We start from the raw sequence: 18327 nt of genomic DNA, 5'->3' as shown, positions 1-18327 counted from the left end.
CAATCCGGCTCGGTGGTGCACAGGTCGGTGGCGGGCCAGGGCGGTCGGCCCGCGTCAGGCGTCGACGATCAGGATCGACAGGCGGCGCGGTCCGTGCACGCCCTCGACGCGGGACAGCTCGATGTCGCTCGTGGCCGACGGACCGGACACGAACGTGATGGGCCGGTCCGGCGACAGGCGCTCGATCGCCTCGGGCACGTCCGCGACGATCTGGGCCGTCTCGACGACGACCAGATGGACGTCCGGCACCAGGCTGAGCGCCCGCCGTCCCTGCCCGGGGCCGTGGTCGAGCACGACCGTGCCGGTCTCGGCGATGGCGACCGCGCAGCCGGTGACCACGCCGTCGAGCGCGTCGAGTTCCGCGACGGAGAGCGGCGGATCGTCTCGTACGGCGTCGAACCCGGCCGTCCACGCGTCGGGCAGCCCGGCCGGCACGGCGAACCGGCCGTCCGTCTCGCCCAGGGCCGCGGGCAGCTCGTCGCGGGCGATCCGCCGTACCTCGGCCCGGTAGTGGGCGGCGCGCTCGGCGAACAGGGCCACGACGTCGCCGTCGTGATGCCGGCGCAGATAGTGCCGGGGGATGGCGTCGTAGCCGGTCACGGGCGCGTCGCCGAGCCGGCGCAGGATCTCCTCACGGGCGCTCATCGGCGGCTCCACCAGTCACGGAAGCTCTCCGTCGGGGGGACGGGCGCGTCGCGGGTGTCGGTCCAGCGCGCCAGCGGGCCGGGCAGCCGCCCGATGAAGCCCCGCCGGCCGAGCACCCGTCCGGCCGTACCGGCCAGCCGCTGCCCGAACGCCAGCCGGGTGGGGGAGCGGAGCGTCCAGGCGGCGAACCGCATGGCGGCCCGCTCGGTACGGGCATGGACGGCGCGCGAGCGCAGGTGGACCAGCACCTCGGGGATGTCGATCGCGACCGGACAGGCCTCGAAGCACGCGCCGCACAGCGTCGAGGCGTACGGCAGCGAGTCGTCGACGGGCGAGCCGGCGCCGCGCAGCTGCGGCGACAGGATCGCCCCGATCGGCCCCGGGTACGGCGACCCGTACGCGTGACCGCCCGCCCGCTGGTAGACGGGGCAGACGTTCAGGCACGCGGAGCAGCGGATGCAGCGCAGCGCCTGGCGGCCCACCTCGTCGTCGCGCGTCGCGACGCGGCCGTTGTCGACCAGCACGAGGTGGAAGGTCTGTCCCTCCGTCGCGCCCGACCAGATCGACGTGTAGGGGTTCATCCGCTCGGCGGTGGAGGAGCGCGGCAGGAGCTGCAGGAAGACCTCCAGGTCGCGCCAGGACGGCAGGACCTTCTCGATGCCCATGACGGAGATGAGCGTCTCCGGCAGCGTGAGGCACATCCGCCCGTTGCCCTCGGACTCCACGACGACGAGCGAGCCGGTCTCGGCCACCGCGAAGTTCACCCCGGACACCGCCACCTTCGCGGCGAGGAACCGCTCGCGCAGGTGGGTGCGGGCGGCCTCGGCGAGACGCGCGGGATCATCGGTGAGGTCGTCGGGCGCCCCGGGCATCTCCCGGCGGAAGATCTCGCGGATCTCCGCCCGGTTCCGGTGGATCGCCGGAACCAGGATGTGGGAGGGGCGGTCGCCGCCGAGCTGCACGATCAGCTCGGCCAGGTCGGTCTCATGCGCGAGGATGCCGGCGGCGTCGAGGGCCTCGTTCAGGCCGATCTCCTGCGTGGCCATCGACTTGACCTTGACCACCTCGGTCTCGCCGGTGGCCTTGATCAGGTCGGTGACGACCTGGTTCGCCTCGGCGGCGTCGCGGGCCCAGTGCACCGTGCCGCCGCGGGCCGTCACCTGCTCCTCCAGCAGGCGCAGGTAGTGCCCCAGGTGCTCGATCGTGTGGTCCTTGATCTGTTTCGCGGTCTCCCGCAGCTCCGCCCAGTCGGCCAGCTCGCCGACGGCGGCGGCGCGCTTGGTGCGGATCGTGGTGGTGGCGTGCGCGAGGTTGCGGCGCAACTGCGTGTCGCGTACGGCCGCCCGTGCGGCGTCCGGAAAGGCGGGCATCCCCACATACGTCGGCATGGCCGCCCCGGCCGCGTCGTGGTGCGCCGGCACGGATGCACCTCCTCGTCTGGCTTTCATGGTGCGCTCGTTCAATCGGTGGCCGCCAGGATCTCGGCCAGGTGCAGGGTCCGTACGCCCGTCCGCAGCCGCGACAGCAGGCCGCCGATGTGGGCGAGGCAGGAGTTGTCCGCCGCGCAGACCACCTCGGCACCGGTCTGCCGGATCCGGGCGACCTTGTCGGCGCCCATCGCGGCCGACACGTCGGGGTTCTTCAGCGCGAACGTGCCGCCGAAGCCGCAGCACTCGGCGGCGTCCGGCAGCTCGACGAGGTCGATCCCGCGTACGGCGCGCAGCAGCCGCAGCGGCCGGTCGCCGACGCCGAGCGCCCGCAGGGAGTGGCAGGTCGGGTGGTAGGTCACGCGATGCGGGAAGTACGCGCCGACGTCCTCGACGCCGAGCACGTCGACGAGCAGTTCGGTCAGTTCGTGGACGCGAGGGCCGATCCGGCGCGTCTCCTCGGCCAGGCCGGGGTCGCCGACGGCGCGGGCGACGCGTACGTGGTTCTCGCGGACCATCCCGGCGCAGGACGCCGACGGGACGACGATCGCGTCGAATGGTTGGAACGTTTTAACGAAATCCCGGACGAGCGGCCCGCACTCCCGGTCGTACCCGGTGTTGTAGTGCATCTGCCCGCAGCAGGTCTGCTCGGCGGGGAAGACGACCTCGTGTCCGAGCCGCTCCAGGAGCGTGACCACCGCCTTGCCGGTGCCGGGGTAGAGGGTGTCGTTGAAACAGGTGACGAACAGGGCGATGCGCATGTCAGCGGCTCGATTCGCGGACGACGAGTTCGGGCTGGAACATGATCTGCTGGTGTGCGTGGCCGTCCGGGTCGTCGCACTCGTCCAGCAGCAGTTCGGTGGCGATCTTGCCGAGCTGGTACGTCGGCTGCCGGATCGAGCTGAGCGGTACGGTGCCGGCCGCGGAGAACTCGATGTCGTCATAACCGATCAGCGCCACGTCGTCGGGCACCTTCACTCCCGCCTGGGAGAGCGCGCGCAGGACGCCCAGCGCGAGCATGTCGTTGGCGCAGAAGATCGCGTCGGGTAGCCCGGCGGCCAGCAGTTTCTCCGCGGCGGCACGGCCGCCGTTCGCGTTCATCTCCGGGACGATCATCTCCTCCAGGGCCCGCACCGGCAGGCCGGCGGTGCGCAGCGCGCGTCGCGCCCCCTTCCGCCGCTCGCTGCACTGCCGGATCGCCATCGGCCCGGACACGTACGCCAGCCGTTCGGCGCCCCGGTCCAGCAGATGCGTCACGGCGAGGTCGCCGCCGGCCACGTCGTCGACGGACACCGAGCACAGGTCACCGGGCGCCGAGTGGTCGACGAGCACGACGGCGACGTCGCGGGCGCGCAGCGTCTCCACGCTCGCGAGATCCTCGCCCGCCGGGGTGATGAGCACTCCCCGGACCCGCTGTTCGGCCAGGACCCGCAGGTTGCGTGCCTCCTTCTCGAAGGACTCGCCGGAGTTGCACAGGATGACCGCGTGGTCGCGGTCGCTGACGACGTCCTCGACGCCGCGGGCGACCTCGACGAAGAAGGGGTTGCCGACGTCGAGCACGACCAGGCCGATCGCCCGGTTCTGCCCGGCGCGCAGCGTCGCCGCCGAGCCGTTGCGCACGAAGCCCAGATCGCGGATGGCCTGCTCGACGCGGTCACGCGTCTCCGCCCGTACCCGCTCGGGATGGTTCAGCACGTTCGAGACCGTGCCGGGAGACACGCCGGCCCGGCGCGCGACCTCCTTGATCCCCACGGTGCCCATGCCCAACGCCGGTACCTCTTCTCCGCGATCTGCTGGCGTTCACTGTGAACGACCTGATTAAAACGTGTCAACTCGCTCCCCGGGTGGCGGTCCGGCCGGCCCGACGGTGACCTTCTCGTTACCTCGATGGCGTTCTTCCTGGTCAGAGACGCAGTGAACGTGGCGTTTCCGGAAGATCACGACGATGTGACTCTTGACCGCACCGCACCCTCAGATCTACGGTCCCAGGTCAATCACGTTAAAACGTTTTTATCCCGTTCAACTTCCGGAGGAAGCATGAGCGAGTCGCCACCGATCCTCGCCTTGTCGAACGTCAGTAAGTCGTTCGGTGCGGTGCGGGCTCTGCAGGGCGTCTCCCTGGAGCTGCGCGGCGGAGAGATTCACGCGCTCGCCGGGGAGAACGGGGCGGGTAAGTCCACGCTGGTGAAGACCCTGGCGGGTGTGTATCGCCCTGATCAGGGACGGGTGTTGTTGGACGGCCGTCCTGTGGAGTTCCACGGTCCTGGTGATGCGCAGCAGGCGGGTGTCGCGGTGATCTATCAGGAGCCGACGTTGTTCCCGGATCTGTCGGTGGCGGAGAACATCTTCATGGGGCGTCAGCCGCGGGCGGGGTTCGGTCGTATCGATCGGCGTCGGCTTCGTGCGGAGACGGCGAAGCTGTTCGAGCGGTTGGGTGTGGTGTTGGATCCGGATCGTCCGGCGCGGGGTCTGTCGATTGCGGATCAGCAGATCGTGGAGATCGCGAAGGCGATTTCGCGTGAGGCGCGTGTGTTGATCATGGATGAGCCGACGGCGGCGTTGTCGGGGAATGAGGTCGCGCGGTTGTTCACGGTCTCCCGGACTTTGCAGGGTCAGGGTTGTGCGTTGTTGTTCATCTCTCATCGGTTGGAGGAGATCTTCGAGCTGTGTCAGCGGGTGACGACCCTGCGCGACGGGCGGTACGTCTCCACGGAAATGGTCGATGACCTTACGCCGGATGAGCTGGTCCAGCGGATGGTCGGCCGGGAACTCGACACGTTGTATCCGAAGCAGGAGGCCACGCTCGGCGATCCCGTTCTGGAGGTGTCGCGGCTGACTCGTGAGGGTGTGTTCACGGATGTGTCCTTCGAGGTGTGTGCGGGGGAGATCGTCGCGTTGGCCGGTTTGGTCGGTGCCGGGCGCAGTGAGGTGGCTCGGGCGATTTTCGGTGTCGATCGTTATGACGCCGGGACCGTGATGGTCGGCGAGGTCAGGTTGCCGGGTGGTAGCCCGACGGCTGCGGTGTCGGCGGGTATCGCGTTGGTGCCGGAGGATCGGCGTCAGCAGGGGCTGGTCATGGACGGCTCGATCGAGCGGAATATCGGTTTGACCACGCTGCGGTCGCTGCGGCGGGGTCCGGTGATCTCCCGGAAGGTCGAGCGTGATCGGGCGGCGGATTGGGCGATCCGGCTCCGGTTGAAGTACGCGCGCCTCAGCGACGCGGTCGGGGTGTTGTCCGGTGGTAACCAGCAGAAGGTGGTGCTGGCCAAGTGGCTGTCGACCGAGCCGTCGGTGTTGATCATCGATGAGCCGACCCGGGGGATCGATGTGGGCACCAAGGCGGAGGTGCACCGGTTGTTGTCGGAGCTGGCCGGTCAGGGGCTGGCGGTGTTGATGATCTCCTCTGATCTGCCGGAGGTGCTCGGTATGGCCGATCGGGTGCTGGTGATGCATGAGGGGCGGCTGGCCGCCGAGATCCCGCGGGATGAGGCGAGCGAGGAGAGTGTGATGGCCGCTGCGACCGGTCGTGCCCGGCAGGAGGCGGCGTGATGGCGGCTGTGACCGTTGACGCGGGTGGGCGCCGGCTCGTCGACACCGTTTTGCGGGCGCGGGAGTTGAGCATTCTCGCGGCGTTGGTCGTGCTGGTGGTCGTCACGACCGCGGCGAATTCCTCGTTCCTGTCCCAGCAGGGGGTCAAGGACATCTTCTTGAACGCTTCGATTCTGGCGTTGCTGGCGGTCGGGCAGACGATGGTGGTGGTGACCCGCAACATCGATCTGTCGGTGGGGTCGGTGGTGGGGCTGGTGGCCTTCGCCTCGGGCAAGTTCGTGCTCGGCCACGACCGCAACATCGTGGTGGTCCTTGTCGTGGGCGTGGTGATCGGTGCGGTGTGTGGGCTGGTCAACGGGGTGTTGGTCAGCTTCTTCAAGGTGCCGGCGCTGGTGGTGACGCTGGGCACCTTGTATGTGATCCAGGGGGCGGATTATTACTGGGCGCACGGGCAGCAGATCAACGCCGCTGATGTGCCTTCTTCCCTGCTGGAGCTCGGGAGCGGCAGTGTGCTGGGGGTTCCGTACCTGCCGTTGATCACGATCATCGTGATGCTCGCGGTGGGGTATTACCTGCGCTCGTTCCCCTCGGGGCGGGAGTTTTACGCGATCGGCTCGAATCCCGATGCGGCGCGGTTGGCCGGGATCGCGATCCGTAAGCGGATCCTGACGGCCTATGTGGTCAGTGGTGTGCTGGCCGGGCTGGCGGGGGTGTTGTGGCTGGCGCGGTTCGGCACGGTGGTGGCGGATGCGGCGCATGGGTGGGAGTTGAAGGTGGTCGCCGCGGTCGTCGTGGGTGGGGTGGCGATCGTGGGTGGTCTGGGCAGTGTGTACGGGGCGGTGTTGGGGGCGTTGTTGCTGACCACGATCGGCAGTGTGCTGGTGGTGTTGAAGGTCAATTCCTTCTGGCAGGACGCCATCGCCGGTCTGTTGTTGCTTTTGGCGATCAGCGTGGACCGTCTGTTGTCCCTGCGTGTCACCCGCGCGCTGCGAAGGAGGAACGCCCGCCATGGCGCCTGAAGCCCCCGTGAAGGATGCGGCCGTGCGACCGAGCATCGAGGCGCCCCGCCCGCTGACCCGGTTCGTCCGCTGGGACGTCATCGTCACCGCCCTGCTGATCGTCGTCTTTGTCGGCGGCGCGTTCGGCAGCTCGGATTTCGCCACCACCGACAACCTGTCCTTCGCTTTGGATGATCTATCGGAGATCGCGCTCATCGCGCTGCCGATGACGCTGCTGGTCGTGGCGGCGGAGGTGGACCTGTCGGTCGCGTCGGTGCTGGGCATGTCCAGCGCGGTGTTCGGCGCGCTGTGGGACGCCGGCTGGGCGATCGAGACGATCATCCCGCTGCTTGTGGTGATCGGTGTGGTGGCCGGGCTGGTCAACGGGCTGTTGGTCACCCGCCTCGGGCTGCCGTCGCTGGCCGTCACCATCGGCACGATGACGCTCTACCGTGGGCTGGCCTACGTCGTGCTGGGCACCAAGGCGGTGGCGGAGTTCCCGCAGAACTACGCCGACCTGGCCACCAAGACGGTGCCCGGCACCCCGATCCCGTACCCCTTCGCGCTCTTCATCGTGCTGGCCGTGCTCGCCGCGATCGTGTTGCACGCGACAGGGCTGGGCCGGTCGTTGTTCGCGATCGGCGCGCAGGAGGAGGCGGCGTTCTTCGCCGGTATCCGGGTCAAGCGCATCAAGCTGCTGCTGTTCGTGGTGTCCGGTGTGGTTTCGGCCTTCGCCGGTGCCGTCTACACGCTGCGGTACGGCAGCGCCCGTGCCGACAACGGCCTGGGCATGGAACTGACCGTCATCGCGGCGGTCCTGTTGGGCGGGGTCGACTTCGACGGCGGCAAGGGCACCCTCGGCGGCGTCGTCGCCGGTGTGCTGCTGATCGGCCTGCTCCGCAACCTGCTCATGCTCCGTGACGTCGCGACCGAGATCCAGTCCATCGTCACCGGCCTGCTCCTCATCGTCTCCGTGCTGACGCCGCGGATCGCGGCGGCGGTACGCGAGACACGACGACATCACCGCGGATCCCCGTCCGCCGCCTCCTCCTCCTGACCAGTGACCGAAGAAAAGGAACCCTCCATGATCAAGCGTCCCCTGACGGCCGTGGCGCTCACCGCCGCGCTCGCCGTCGGTGCCGCCGCCTGCGGCGGCACGACCAAGAACTCCTCCGCGGGCGACAACGGCGGCGCCGCCGCGACGAGCGGTGCGAAGGCGAACCCGAACGCTCCGCTGAAGAAGGACCTGAAGCTGGCGTTCCTGCCCAAGCAGGTCAACAACCCGTACGAGACGATCGTCGACAAGGCCGGCATCGCGGGGGCGAAGGAGTTCGGCGGCACCGCGAAGGAGGTCGGTCCGTCGGATGCGTCGGCCTCGTCGCAGATCTCCTACCTCAACACGCTGATCCAGCAGCGGCAGGACGCGATCCTCATCGCGGCCAACGACCCCAACGCGGTCTGCGGGCCGTTGAAGCAGGCCATGTCCCGCAAGATCGCCGTCGTGGCCTATGACTCCGACGCGGCCAAGGAGTGCCGGGACGTCTTCATCAACCAGGCGAGCTCGGAAGAGATCGGCCGCAGTGAGATCAAGGTCATGTCCGACCTGATCGGCGGCAAGGGCAAGATCGCGATCCTGTCGGCGACCGCGAACGCGACCAACCAGAACACCTGGATCAGCTTCATGAAGGAGGAGTTGAAGAAGCCGGAGTACTCCGGGATCCAGCTGGTGAAGGTCGCCTACGGCGACGATGATGACCAGAAGTCCTTCCAGCAGACCCAGGGTCTGCTCCAGGCCTACCCGGACCTGAAGGGCATCATCGCGCCGACCACCGTCGGCATCGCCGCCGCGGCCCGCTACATCGACAGCTCCAAGTACAAGGGCAAGGTCGCCGTCTCCGGTCTCGGCACCCCCAACCAGATGCGCAAGTTCGTCAAGGACGGCACCGTGCACAAGTTCGAGCTGTGGGACCCGGCGAACCTCGGCTACCTCGCCTCCTACGCCGCCGCCGCCCTCGCCTCCGGTCAGATCACCGGCGCCCAGGGCGAGAGCTTCAAGGCCGGCAAGCTCGGCTCCCGCACCATCGGCAAGGACGGTGAGGTCATCCTCGGCCCGCCGACCGTCTTCGACAGCAGCAATATCGACAACTACCACTTCTAGGACGCTCGGCGCGGGGCCGCCGGGCGCGGCCCCGCGCCGTCGCGGGAGGAGTCTCCATGGAGCGCGTGTGTTTCCTGCTGCGGGTCCGTAAGGACCGGCTGGAGGAGTACCGCGAACGGCACAAGGCGGTCTGGTCGGACATGCTGACCGCCCTTCGCGCGGCGGGCTGGCGGAACTACAGCATCTTCCTGCGCGACGACGGCCTGCTCGTCGGCTATCTGGAGACCGACGACTTCGACGCCGCACGCACGGCCATGGAGGGCACCGAGGTGAACGCCCGCTGGCAGGCGGAGATGGCGCCGTTCTTCGAGGACCTCGAAGGACAGCGCCCCGATGAGGGCCTGCTGCGACTGGACGAAGTGTTCCATCTCGACTGACGGATCGGGGATCACGAACCATGACAACGGACACGGCCCACGTCAAGGCTGCGCTGCGGAGTCAGCGCATCGAGACGCCGTCGTGGGCGTACGGCAACTCCGGCACCCGTTTCAAGGTGTTCGCGCAGGAGGGTGTGCCGCGTACGCCGCGGGAGAAGATCGATGATGCCGCGCAGGTGCATCGGTTCACGGGGGTGGCGCCGAGTGTGGCGCTGCACATCCCCTGGGACCGTGTGGACGACTATGCGGGGTTGGCCGCCTACGCGCGTGAGCGCGGTGTCCGTATCGGTGCGATCAACTCCAATGTGTTCCAGGACAACGATTACATGCTGGGGAGTGTCACCAACCCTGATCCGGCGGTGCGGAAGAAGGCGCTGGGGCATTTGCTGGATTGTGTCGACATCATGGATGCGACCGGGTCGGGGGATTTGAAGTTGTGGTTCTCCGATGGCACGAACTATCCGGGCCAGGATGACATCCGGGCTCGTCAGGACCGTCTTGCCGAGGCGCTGGCCGCCGTCTATGAGCGATTGGGTCAGGGGCAGCGGTTTTTGTTGGAGTACAAGCTGTTCGAGCCGGCGTTCTACAGCACCGATGTGCCGGACTGGGGCACCTCGTATGCGCACTGTGTGAAGCTGGGTCCGAAGGCGCAGGTGGTGGTGGACACCGGGCATCACGCGCCGGGTACGAACATCGAGTTCATCGTGGCGTTCTTGCTGCGTGAGGGGAAACTCGGGGGGTTCGATTTCAATTCCCGGTTTTATGCCGATGATGACCTGATGGTGGGGGCGGCCGATCCGTTCCAGTTGTTCCGGATCATGCATGAGGTGATCCAGGGTGGCGGGTTCACCGATGAGGTCGCGTTCATGCTGGATCAGTGTCACAACATCGAGCCGAAGATCCCGGGTCAGATCCGTTCGGTGATGAATGTGCAGGAGGCCACGGCCAAGGCGCTGCTCGTCGACACTGAGGCGTTGCGTGCCGCGCAGAACGCCGGTGATGTGCTGGGCGCGAACGCGGTGTTCATGGACGCCTACAACACCGATGTCCGTCCCCTCCTCGCGGAGTTGCGGGAGGAGATGGGGCTGGATCCGGACCCGATGGCGGCCTACGCCCGGTCCGGCTACTTCGAAAAGATCCGCGACGCACGCAAGGACGGCCAGGCGGCCGGTTGGGGGGCCTGAGAAGTGGGAATCGTCGACGACCTGCTGAAACGCTGTCACGAGCTGGGCTCCGACCCGCGCAACACCAACTACGCGGGCGGCAACGCCTCCGCCAAGGGCGTCGCCGAAGACCCGGTGACCGGCGGTGACGCCGAGCTGATGTGGGTGAAGGGCTCCGGCGGTGACCTCGGCACCCTCAAGGAGTCCGGCCTGGCCGTGCTGCGGCTGGACCGGCTGCGCGCCCTGGTGAACGTCTACCCGGGGGTCGAGCGCGAGGACGAGATGGTCGCCGCGTTCGACCACTGCGGGTTCGGCAAGGGCGGCGCGACGCCATCGATCGACACGGCCATGCACGGCCTGGTCGACGCCCCGCACGTCGACCACCTGCACCCGGACTCGGGCATCGCGATCGCGACCGCCGCCGACGGGGAGGAGCTGACCCGGCGGATCTTCGGCGACCGGGTCGTGTGGGTGCCCTGGCGGCGGCCCGGCTTCCAGCTCGGCCTCGACATCGCGGCGTTCAAGAAGGACAACCCGCAGGCCATCGGCTGCGTCCTCGGCGGCCACGGCATCACCGCGTGGGGCGAGACGAGCGAGGAGTGCCAGGCCAACTCCCTGGACATCATCCGGACCGCCGAGGCGTACATCGCCGAGCACGGCCGCACCGACCCGTTCGGCGAGGAGATCCACGCGACGCTGCCGGAGGACGAGCGGCACGAGCGGGCCGCGGCGCTGTTCCCGCTGATCCGGGGCCTGGCCTCGACCGACCGGCCGCAGGTCGGCCACTACACCGACACCCCCGAGGTCCTCGACTTCGTGGCGCGGGCCGAACACCCGCGCCTGGCCGCGCTCGGCACGTCCTGCCCGGACCACTTCCTGCGCACGAAGGTCCGTCCGCTGGTGCTGGACCTGCCGCCGGACGCGCCGCTGGAGCAGGTACGCGACCGGCTGCGTGAGCTCCACGCCGCCTACCGGGAGGACTACCGCGCCTACTACGAGCGGTACGCCACCGAGAACAGCCCGGCGATGCGCGGCGCGGACCCGGCGATCGTGCTCGTGCCCGGCGTCGGCATGTTCAGCTTCGGCAAGGACAAGCAGACCGCGCGGGTGGCGGGGGAGTTCTACGTCAACGCGATCAACGTGATGCGCGGTGCGGAGGCACTGTCCTCCTACGCCCCGATCCCCGAGTCGGAGAAGTTCCGCATCGAGTACTGGGAGCTGGAGGAGGCCAAGCTCCGCCGCATGCCCAAGCCGAAGGCCCTCGCCACCCGGGTGGCGTTCGTGACCGGCGGCGGTTCCGGCATCGGCGCCGCCACCGCACGCCGCCTGGCCGCCGAGGGCGCCTGCGTCGTGGTCGCCGACCGCGACGCCGCCGCGGCCGAGAAGGTCGCCGCCGAACTCGGCGCGTCCGCGCTCCGGGCGACGGACGTGGCGACATCGGTCGCCGTGGACGTCACCGACGAGGCCCAGATCACCGCGGCGCTACGCGCGGCCGTGCTGGCCTTCGGCGGCATCGACCTGGTGGTCAACAACGCCGGCCTGTCGTTGTCCAAGCCGCTGCTGGAGACCAGCGTCGCGGACTGGGACCTGCAACACGACGTCATGGCACGGGGTTCGTTCCTGGTCTCCCGTGAGGCCGCGCGTGTGATGATCGAGCAGGCGATGGGTGGGGACATCGTCTACATCGCCTCGAAGAACTCGATTTTCGCCGGGCCGAACAACATCGCCTACAGCGCGGCCAAGGCCGACCAGGCGCACCAGGTGCGGCTGCTGGCGGCCGAGCTCGGGGAGCACGGCATCCGGGTCAACGGCATCAACCCCGACGGTGTCGTGCGGGGTTCGGGGATCTTCGCGGGCGGGTGGGGCGCCAAACGCGCCGCGGTCTATGGGGTGCCCGAGGAGAAGCTGGGTGAGTTCTACGCCCAGCGGACCCTGCTCAAGCGCGAGGTGCTGCCCGAGCATGTCGCGAACGCCGTCTTCGCCCTCACCGGCGGAGACCTCACCCACACCACCGGCCTGCACATCCCCGTCGACGCCGGGGTCGCAGCCGCCTTCCTCCGCTGACCGTCGCGTGCGGGGCGGCGCCCGCCGCCCCGCACGCCTCATCCCGTCGACCACGCCGCTCTCCGCCGACACCGTCAGGCGCCCCCCGCCCGCGCCTTCGCTCATCGACATCCGACGCCACCACACGCCGCCCGCCGGCCACATCGGGGTTCTTCATTCGACCGCATCCAGAAAGGGAGCCAAGGATGCGACTGGTTTCGAAGCTTCGACCACGCCCCCTGAACCTTCTCGCCTGCCTCGCGCTGGGCGTGACGAGCACGGTCGTGGCGCTGTCGCCCGCCAGGGCCGACGGCCAGGCATCGCCCTCGGCGGACGCTGCGAAGATCCTCGCTGGTCTGCCCTCGGCCGACTGGCGCCGCTACGTCCAGGGCACCTCGCACCGCGAGATCTCCCCGGTGCGGGTCATCTCCACGACCGGCGACGTGACGAACCCCGGCGGCGTCCTGGGCGCGGGCACGACCACCCTGCGCCGTGAGGCTCCCAAGCCCAAGCCGGCCTGGCCCTCCGGCACCACGGCGACCGCGTCGTCGTACCACGACCCCAACGGCGGCAACGACGGCACGCCCACCTCGTACGAGCCCGGCCACGCCGTCGACGGCGACACCAGGACGTTCTGGAACGACGCGACGGCGGACACCTATCCGGCCTGGCTGCAGATCACCAGTCCCACCCCGGTCAAGCTGCCGGGCATCACCGTCCTGTCCAACGCCGACGGGGTGCCGATGGACTTCACCGTCGCCACCTGGAACGGCTCGGACTGGGTGACCCAGGCGACGGTCACCGGCAACACCGACGTCCAGCGGGCCGTGACGTTCCCGCAGGAGGTCGAGACCGGCCGGGTGCGGATCACGGTCACCAAGGACCAACCCAGCTCCAAGGGCGACTACACCCGGATCAACGAGGTCTATCCCGGCGTCGTCGCCGACCCGCCGCAGGCGAGCGTCACCCTCGACTTCGGCAAGGTCGTCGTCGGCTACCCGAAGATCGGCTTCGGCGGCGCGTCCGACGACCACCCCGGCGTTCGGCTGGCGTTCTCCGAGACCCGGCAGTACCTCACCGACCGCTCCGACTTCACCCGCTCGGACTTCTCCGGCGGTCCGGGCACCGACCAGTACGCACCGCCCGGCAAGCCCACCACCTGGACCGACACCAAGGGCTGCCAGAGCGGCACGAAGGTGTGCGCGGACGGACTGCACGGCTTCCGGTACCTGAAGATCAGCCTGGACGCCCTGGCGGGCGACGCCCCCGCCGCACAGCCGTACGGCACCGTGAAGATCAAGAATGTCGCGCTGGAGTCGACCGCGCTCGATGGAGGGCCCGGTGCGTACAAGGGCTGGTTCGAGTCGTCGGACCGGAGTCTCAACCAGTACTGGTACAACGCCTCCTACACCAACGAGTTGGTCACCGACACGTTCCGTCCGACCGACGTCGAGCCCCGGAACGCCGACAGCCCCTCCCTGGACGGCAAGCTCGTCCTGCACGACGGCGCCAAGCGCGACCGTGACCCGTACGTCGGCGACGTCGCCGTGTCGGGCCGCACCGACTACCTCACCCACGCGGTGCCGCAGGCCGCCCGCAACGTCCTCGCCGACCTGGCCGACCACCAGCGCGCCGACGGCTGGATCCCGCCGGCGTCCATCAACGGCTACACCCTCCCGCTGTTCGACTATCCGCTGTGGTGGGTGACCTCCAGCTCGGACTACGTCCTCTACACCGGCGACACCGGCTACGCCAGGACGTACTACCCGAACCTCGTCAAGACGCTCGACGCCTGGTACCCCTCGGTCACCGACTCCCGCGGCCTGCTCTCCAAGGGCCTGAACGGCACGAACGGCTACGGCGACTACGCGTTCCTGCCGCGCACCGGCGAGGTCACCTACTACAACGCCCTGTACGTGCAGGCCCTCAAGGACGCCGCCGGCCTGGCGCGAGCCCTCGGCCACGCGGCGGACGCCGACCGCTGGGAGCAGCGAGCGGGGACCGTCGCGAGCGCGATCAACACCTACCTTTGGGACGCCCGGACCGGCGCGTACCTGGACTCGGGCACCGGCGCGGTGCGCCACGGACAGGACGGCAACGGCCTGGCGATCCTGGCGGGCGTCGCCTCCTCCGACCGGGCCGCCGCCGCACTGGACCACCTGGCGAAGACCACCGCCCAGCCGTACGGCAACGCCTTCATGGACAACGACACGCTCGTGTCCGACGGGAGCGAGCGGGTCTACGCCTTCACCTCCTACCCCGAGATCCAGGCGCGTTTCCTCACCGGCCAGGCGGACTCCGCGATCGAGGAGATCAAGCGTCTCTACGGCTGGATGACGAACCACGACCCCGGCATCACCGACTGGGAGGGCATCGGCTCGGGCGGCTCCCTGTACGAGGGTGCCTACACCTCCATGGCGCACGGCTGGTCGACCGGCGTCGTGCCCGCGCTCAGCAACGACCTGCTCGGCGCAGCGCCGACCGGACCGGGCTTCGCCACCTGGACGGTACGGCCGCACCCGGGCTCGGTGACCTGGGCCCGCGGGCAGCTGCCCACCCCGCACGGTGCGTTCCGGGTGACCTGGGCGCAGGGCCGTGGAGCCGCCTTCACCCTCAGGGTCGACGCCCCGCCTGGCACCTCCGGCGACGTCGCGGTGCCGACCGGCGGAAAGCGGGTCACCGTCCGCGTCGACGGCAAGGTCGCCTGGGACGGCGACGCCCCGAGTACCCATCAGGCGACCGACGCCGGCGGCTACGTCACCCTGCACGGCGTGGCCGGCGGATCGCACACCGTCCAGGTGATCGCGCGCTGAGCACCCGGATTCACGAGCCGGTGCGCCGCGGCGCATGAGACCGGCGGTGGGTTCGCGGCCATGGCCGCCGCGGGCCCGCCGCCACCAGATCTAAGGAAAACTCATCGATGAAGACCCCTTCGTCGCCCGCGGGCGGGTTCAGCCGCCGCGGCTTCCTCCTGACGGCCGGGACCGCGGCGGCGGGTGCCGCGCTGGCCTGGGGCTCACCGCTCGGTGAGACCGACGCCCGCGCCGCGGCCTCCGGGACGGCCGGCCGGTTCGCCCGGCCCGACGTGTCCGTGGCACCGAAGTTCCGCTGGTGGTGGCCTGACGGCAACGTCGACCCGGCGGAGATCCGCCGGGAGGTCGACCAGATCGCCGACGCGGGTTTCGCCGGCGCGGAGATCGCCGCGGTCCATCACAGCATCTCCGACAAGTCGGTGCTCGATCCGGCCGGTCACGGCTGGGGCACCCCGGCCTGGGTCGACGCCGTCGAGGCCGCGCTCGACCAGGCGCACAGGCGCGGCGTGACGATCGACCTCACCATCGGCCCGTCCTGGCCCGCCGCCGTACCGACGATCACGCCCGACGACACCGCCGCGGTCAAGGAGCTGGCGTACGGCTCGGTGAGCGTGGCGGCCGGCGCGACCTACACCGGCCCGGTCCCGGCTCCCGTGGTCGCGCCCGCCTCGGCGGTGACCGTACAGCGGCCGATCCTCGTGCAGGCGGTGCGCACCGAGACGGCCAACTCCACGAGGAAGGAGACCGGGCTGGACCTGTCGTCCGTCCAGGACCTGACCTCGAAGGTCGCCGACGGGCAGCTCTCCTGGACCGCGCCGTCCGACGGCTCCTGGCTGATCATCGGCCACTGGGAGCGGGGGTCGGCCCAGACGCCCGAGTCCGGCCCGCACACCGTCCCGGCGGCCTACGTCGTCGACCACTTCAGCGCGGCCGGAACCCGGGCGGTGACCGACTACTGGGAACGCCACATCCTCACCTCGGACGTGCGCCGGCTGATCGGGAAGGCGGGCGCCACGCTCTTCGAGGACTCGATCGAGATCGAGACCAAGGCGCTGATGTGGACCCCGGACCTGCCCGCCGAGTTCAAGAAGCGCAAGGGCTACTCGGTGCTGCCGTACCTGCCCGCCATCACGCAGAACAAGGGCGACCAGGTCTTCGCCTACGAGGCCGCGACGACCCGGCGGATCCGCTACGACTACTGGGACGTGATCTCCCAGCTCTTCAACGAGAACCACCTCACCGCGCTGCGGAAGTGGGCGCACTCGATCGGCCTGGAGATGCGCTGCCAGCCGTACGGCGCGCAGACCGACGCGATCGCCTCGGCCGCGATCCTCGACGTGCCGGAGGGCGAGTCGATCGGGTTCCACAACCTCGACGACTGGCGGACCCTGGCGGGCGGCCGGGACATGGCCGGCCGGAAGGTCCTGTCCGGCGAGATGGGCGCCTACACGGGCGGCGCGTACAACACGACCTGGAAGAAGTTCCTGCTCACCGCCGGTGGCGCGTACGCGGCCGGGCTGAACCGCAGCGTCATCCACGGCTTCTCCTACGCCACCGCGCCGGGCGTGAAGTGGCCCGGCTACGCCGCCTTCACCCCGTATGGAGGGAACATCGGATACGCAGAGTCGTGGGGGCCGCGCCAGCCCACCTGGCGTCACATCCAGGACATCTCCGGATACCTGAGCCGCCTCCACCAGGTGCTCCAGTCCGGCACGCCGCGCGTCGACGTGGCGATCTTCCGGCAGACCGGCTACTCCAAGACCGGCATCGGCGCGTCCTGGTTCACCGCGAGCGGCATCCCGCTCGGCTGGACCCACCAGTTCATCAGCGCGCCACTGCTCGACCTGCCGAACGCCGAGGTCCGCGGCGGCCGGCTCGCCCCCGACGGCCCGCGGTACAAGGTCGTGTTCGTCGAGGGCGACCACTTCTACAACCTGGACTGCACGCTGCAGCTCGGCGTCGCCGAGAAGCTGCTGAAGTTCACCCGGGCCGGGCTGCCGATCGTGCTGCTCGGCGACTGGTCCGCGCCCGTGGTGCCGGGCCTGGGGTCCGACGCCGAGAACGCCCGGCTGCGGTCGGTCGTGGCCGATCTGATCCAGCAGCCGAAGGTCAAGGTCGTCGCCGCCGCGACCGACGTCCCGGCCGCCCTCGCCGCCCTCGGCCTGACCCCGGACGTGACCTACGCGCAGAACTCCACGCTGCTCAACTTCCACCGTCACGACGACGGCGCCGACTACTACTACCTGTGCAACGGCAAGCACGCCGAGACCGTCAAGCCGCCGGTCGCCGCGATCGACCACCTGGTGTCCTTCACGCGGACCCGCGAGAACGCGGTGCCCCACCTCCTCGACCCCTGGACCGGGGACGTGCGGAGGATCGCCCTCTACGCCGAGGACGGCGACAAGGTCACCGTGCGGGTCGCCCTTCAGCCGGGCGAGGTGATGGTCGTCGCGCTGGCGAGCCCCGGCAGCCTCGGCGACGCGCCCGGACGGGCGCACGCCACGAGCACCGAGGCCCCCGAGGTGCTGTTCGCCGACGGCCGGCTCGTGGCCCGCGCGACGGCGGCCGGCACCTACGCGACCACCCTGTCCACCGGCCGCACCGTACGGACGGAGATCCCGGACGTTCCCGCGCCGATCACCCCGGCGAGCTGGCGGCTGGAGGTCGAGGACCTGCGACCCGGCGCGTCCGCGACCGAGACCGAGACGGTCGTCCACCGGCTGACCCTCGACACGCTGCGGCCGTGGCCGGACATCCCCGAACTGGCGGACGTCTCGGGCATCGGCCGCTACACCACGACGGTCGAGCTGCCCCGCCCCTGGACCGGTGCGTACGGCGCGTACCTGGAGCTCGGCCAGGTCTTCGACACCTGCCGGGTCACGGTCAACGGCCGGCGGCTGCCGGGGGTCGACCAGATCAACCCGGTCGTGGACGTCGGCCCGTACCTGCGGGCCGGGGCCAACACCATCACCGTCGAGGTCGCGACGACCCTGAACAACCGGCTGCGGGTCTCCGACCCGGCCGTGTACGGCGGGGCGTCCCGCCAGGCGTACGGCCTCATCGGCCCGGTCCGCGTCGTCCCGTACGCGCAGGCCGTCATCGCCTGACGACGGGCCGAGCCGAGAAAGCGCTCGGCGCGGTCGCGCGGATCCCC

The 18327-nt window shown here is 69.8% G+C and carries 13 protein-coding genes; 9 read left to right on the top strand and 4 right to left on the bottom strand.

The features are described from left to right. Window positions 1–54: 54 nt before the first annotated feature. From OG417_RS38135 to OG417_RS38120, 4 genes are all read right to left on the bottom strand, one after another. The gene (locus tag OG417_RS38135; RefSeq protein ID WP_329239674.1) at window positions 55–645 is read right to left on the bottom strand and encodes a LutC/YkgG family protein; all 591 of its coding nucleotides are present in this window, start codon (window positions 643–645) and stop codon (window positions 55–57) included. Continuing rightward, a complete protein-coding gene (locus OG417_RS38130) occupies window positions 642–2015 on the bottom strand; it encodes a lactate utilization protein B (protein ID WP_329262877.1) in 1374 nt (457 codons plus the stop codon). Before OG417_RS38130 ends, OG417_RS38135 begins: the two co-directional genes overlap by 4 nt. Before the next feature lie 89 nt (window positions 2016–2104). Further along, entirely contained in the window at window positions 2105–2833 is a 729-nt protein-coding gene (locus OG417_RS38125) for a (Fe-S)-binding protein (protein ID WP_329239671.1), read from the bottom strand. Between the two features lies 1 nt (window position 2834). Next, on the bottom strand, window positions 2835–3833 hold the full coding sequence (locus tag OG417_RS38120) for a LacI family DNA-binding transcriptional regulator (protein ID WP_329239667.1): 999 nt from the start codon (window positions 3831–3833) through the stop codon (window positions 2835–2837). 276 nt (window positions 3834–4109) lie between these two features. Here OG417_RS38120 and OG417_RS38115 point away from each other — a divergent pair, with 276 nt between their 5' ends. From OG417_RS38115 to OG417_RS38075, 9 genes are all read left to right on the top strand, one after another. Next, complete coding sequence (locus OG417_RS38115; RefSeq protein ID WP_329262871.1) at window positions 4110–5621, top strand: sugar ABC transporter ATP-binding protein; 1512 nt, start codon at window positions 4110–4112, stop codon at window positions 5619–5621. Further along, window positions 5621–6640, top strand: coding sequence for an ABC transporter permease (locus OG417_RS38110; protein WP_329239665.1), 1020 nt, complete (start codon window positions 5621–5623; stop codon window positions 6638–6640). Before OG417_RS38115 ends, OG417_RS38110 begins: the two co-directional genes overlap by 1 nt. A 22-nt stretch (window positions 6641–6662) precedes the next feature. Continuing rightward, entirely contained in the window at window positions 6663–7676 is a 1014-nt protein-coding gene (locus tag OG417_RS38105) for an ABC transporter permease (protein WP_329239661.1), read from the top strand. A gap of 27 nt (window positions 7677–7703) precedes the next feature. Beyond that, window positions 7704–8777: a rhamnose ABC transporter substrate-binding protein gene (gene rhaS, locus OG417_RS38100; RefSeq protein WP_329239658.1), complete on the top strand. Its 1074-nt coding sequence runs from the start codon at window positions 7704–7706 to the stop codon at window positions 8775–8777. 56 nt (window positions 8778–8833) lie between these two features. Next, window positions 8834–9154, top strand: a complete 321-nt coding sequence (locus tag OG417_RS38095; protein WP_329239655.1) for an L-rhamnose mutarotase — start codon at window positions 8834–8836, stop codon at window positions 9152–9154. 20 nt (window positions 9155–9174) lie between these two features. Then, entirely contained in the window at window positions 9175–10338 is a 1164-nt protein-coding gene (gene rhaI / locus OG417_RS38090; RefSeq protein ID WP_329239652.1) for an L-rhamnose isomerase, read from the top strand. Between the two features lie 3 nt (window positions 10339–10341). Next, window positions 10342–12381, top strand: a complete 2040-nt coding sequence (locus OG417_RS38085; RefSeq protein ID WP_329239649.1) for a bifunctional aldolase/short-chain dehydrogenase — start codon at window positions 10342–10344, stop codon at window positions 12379–12381. Window positions 12382–12566: 185 nt separating this feature from the next. Continuing rightward, window positions 12567–15173: an alpha-L-rhamnosidase-related protein gene (locus OG417_RS38080; RefSeq protein WP_329239646.1), complete on the top strand. Its 2607-nt coding sequence runs from the start codon at window positions 12567–12569 to the stop codon at window positions 15171–15173. 107 nt (window positions 15174–15280) lie between these two features. Further along, window positions 15281–18280, top strand: coding sequence for a glycosyl hydrolase (locus OG417_RS38075; RefSeq protein ID WP_329239643.1), 3000 nt, complete (start codon window positions 15281–15283; stop codon window positions 18278–18280). Window positions 18281–18327: the final 47 nt, after the last annotated feature.

This window comes from Actinoallomurus sp. NBC_01490 (genome assembly GCF_036227085.1).
In the GTDB taxonomy this organism is placed as follows: Bacteria; Actinomycetota; Actinomycetes; order Streptosporangiales; family Streptosporangiaceae; genus Actinoallomurus; species Actinoallomurus oryzae.
The sequence above is the reverse complement of the archived record's forward strand: the minus strand, read 5'-3'. Positions and strand labels throughout refer to the sequence as shown.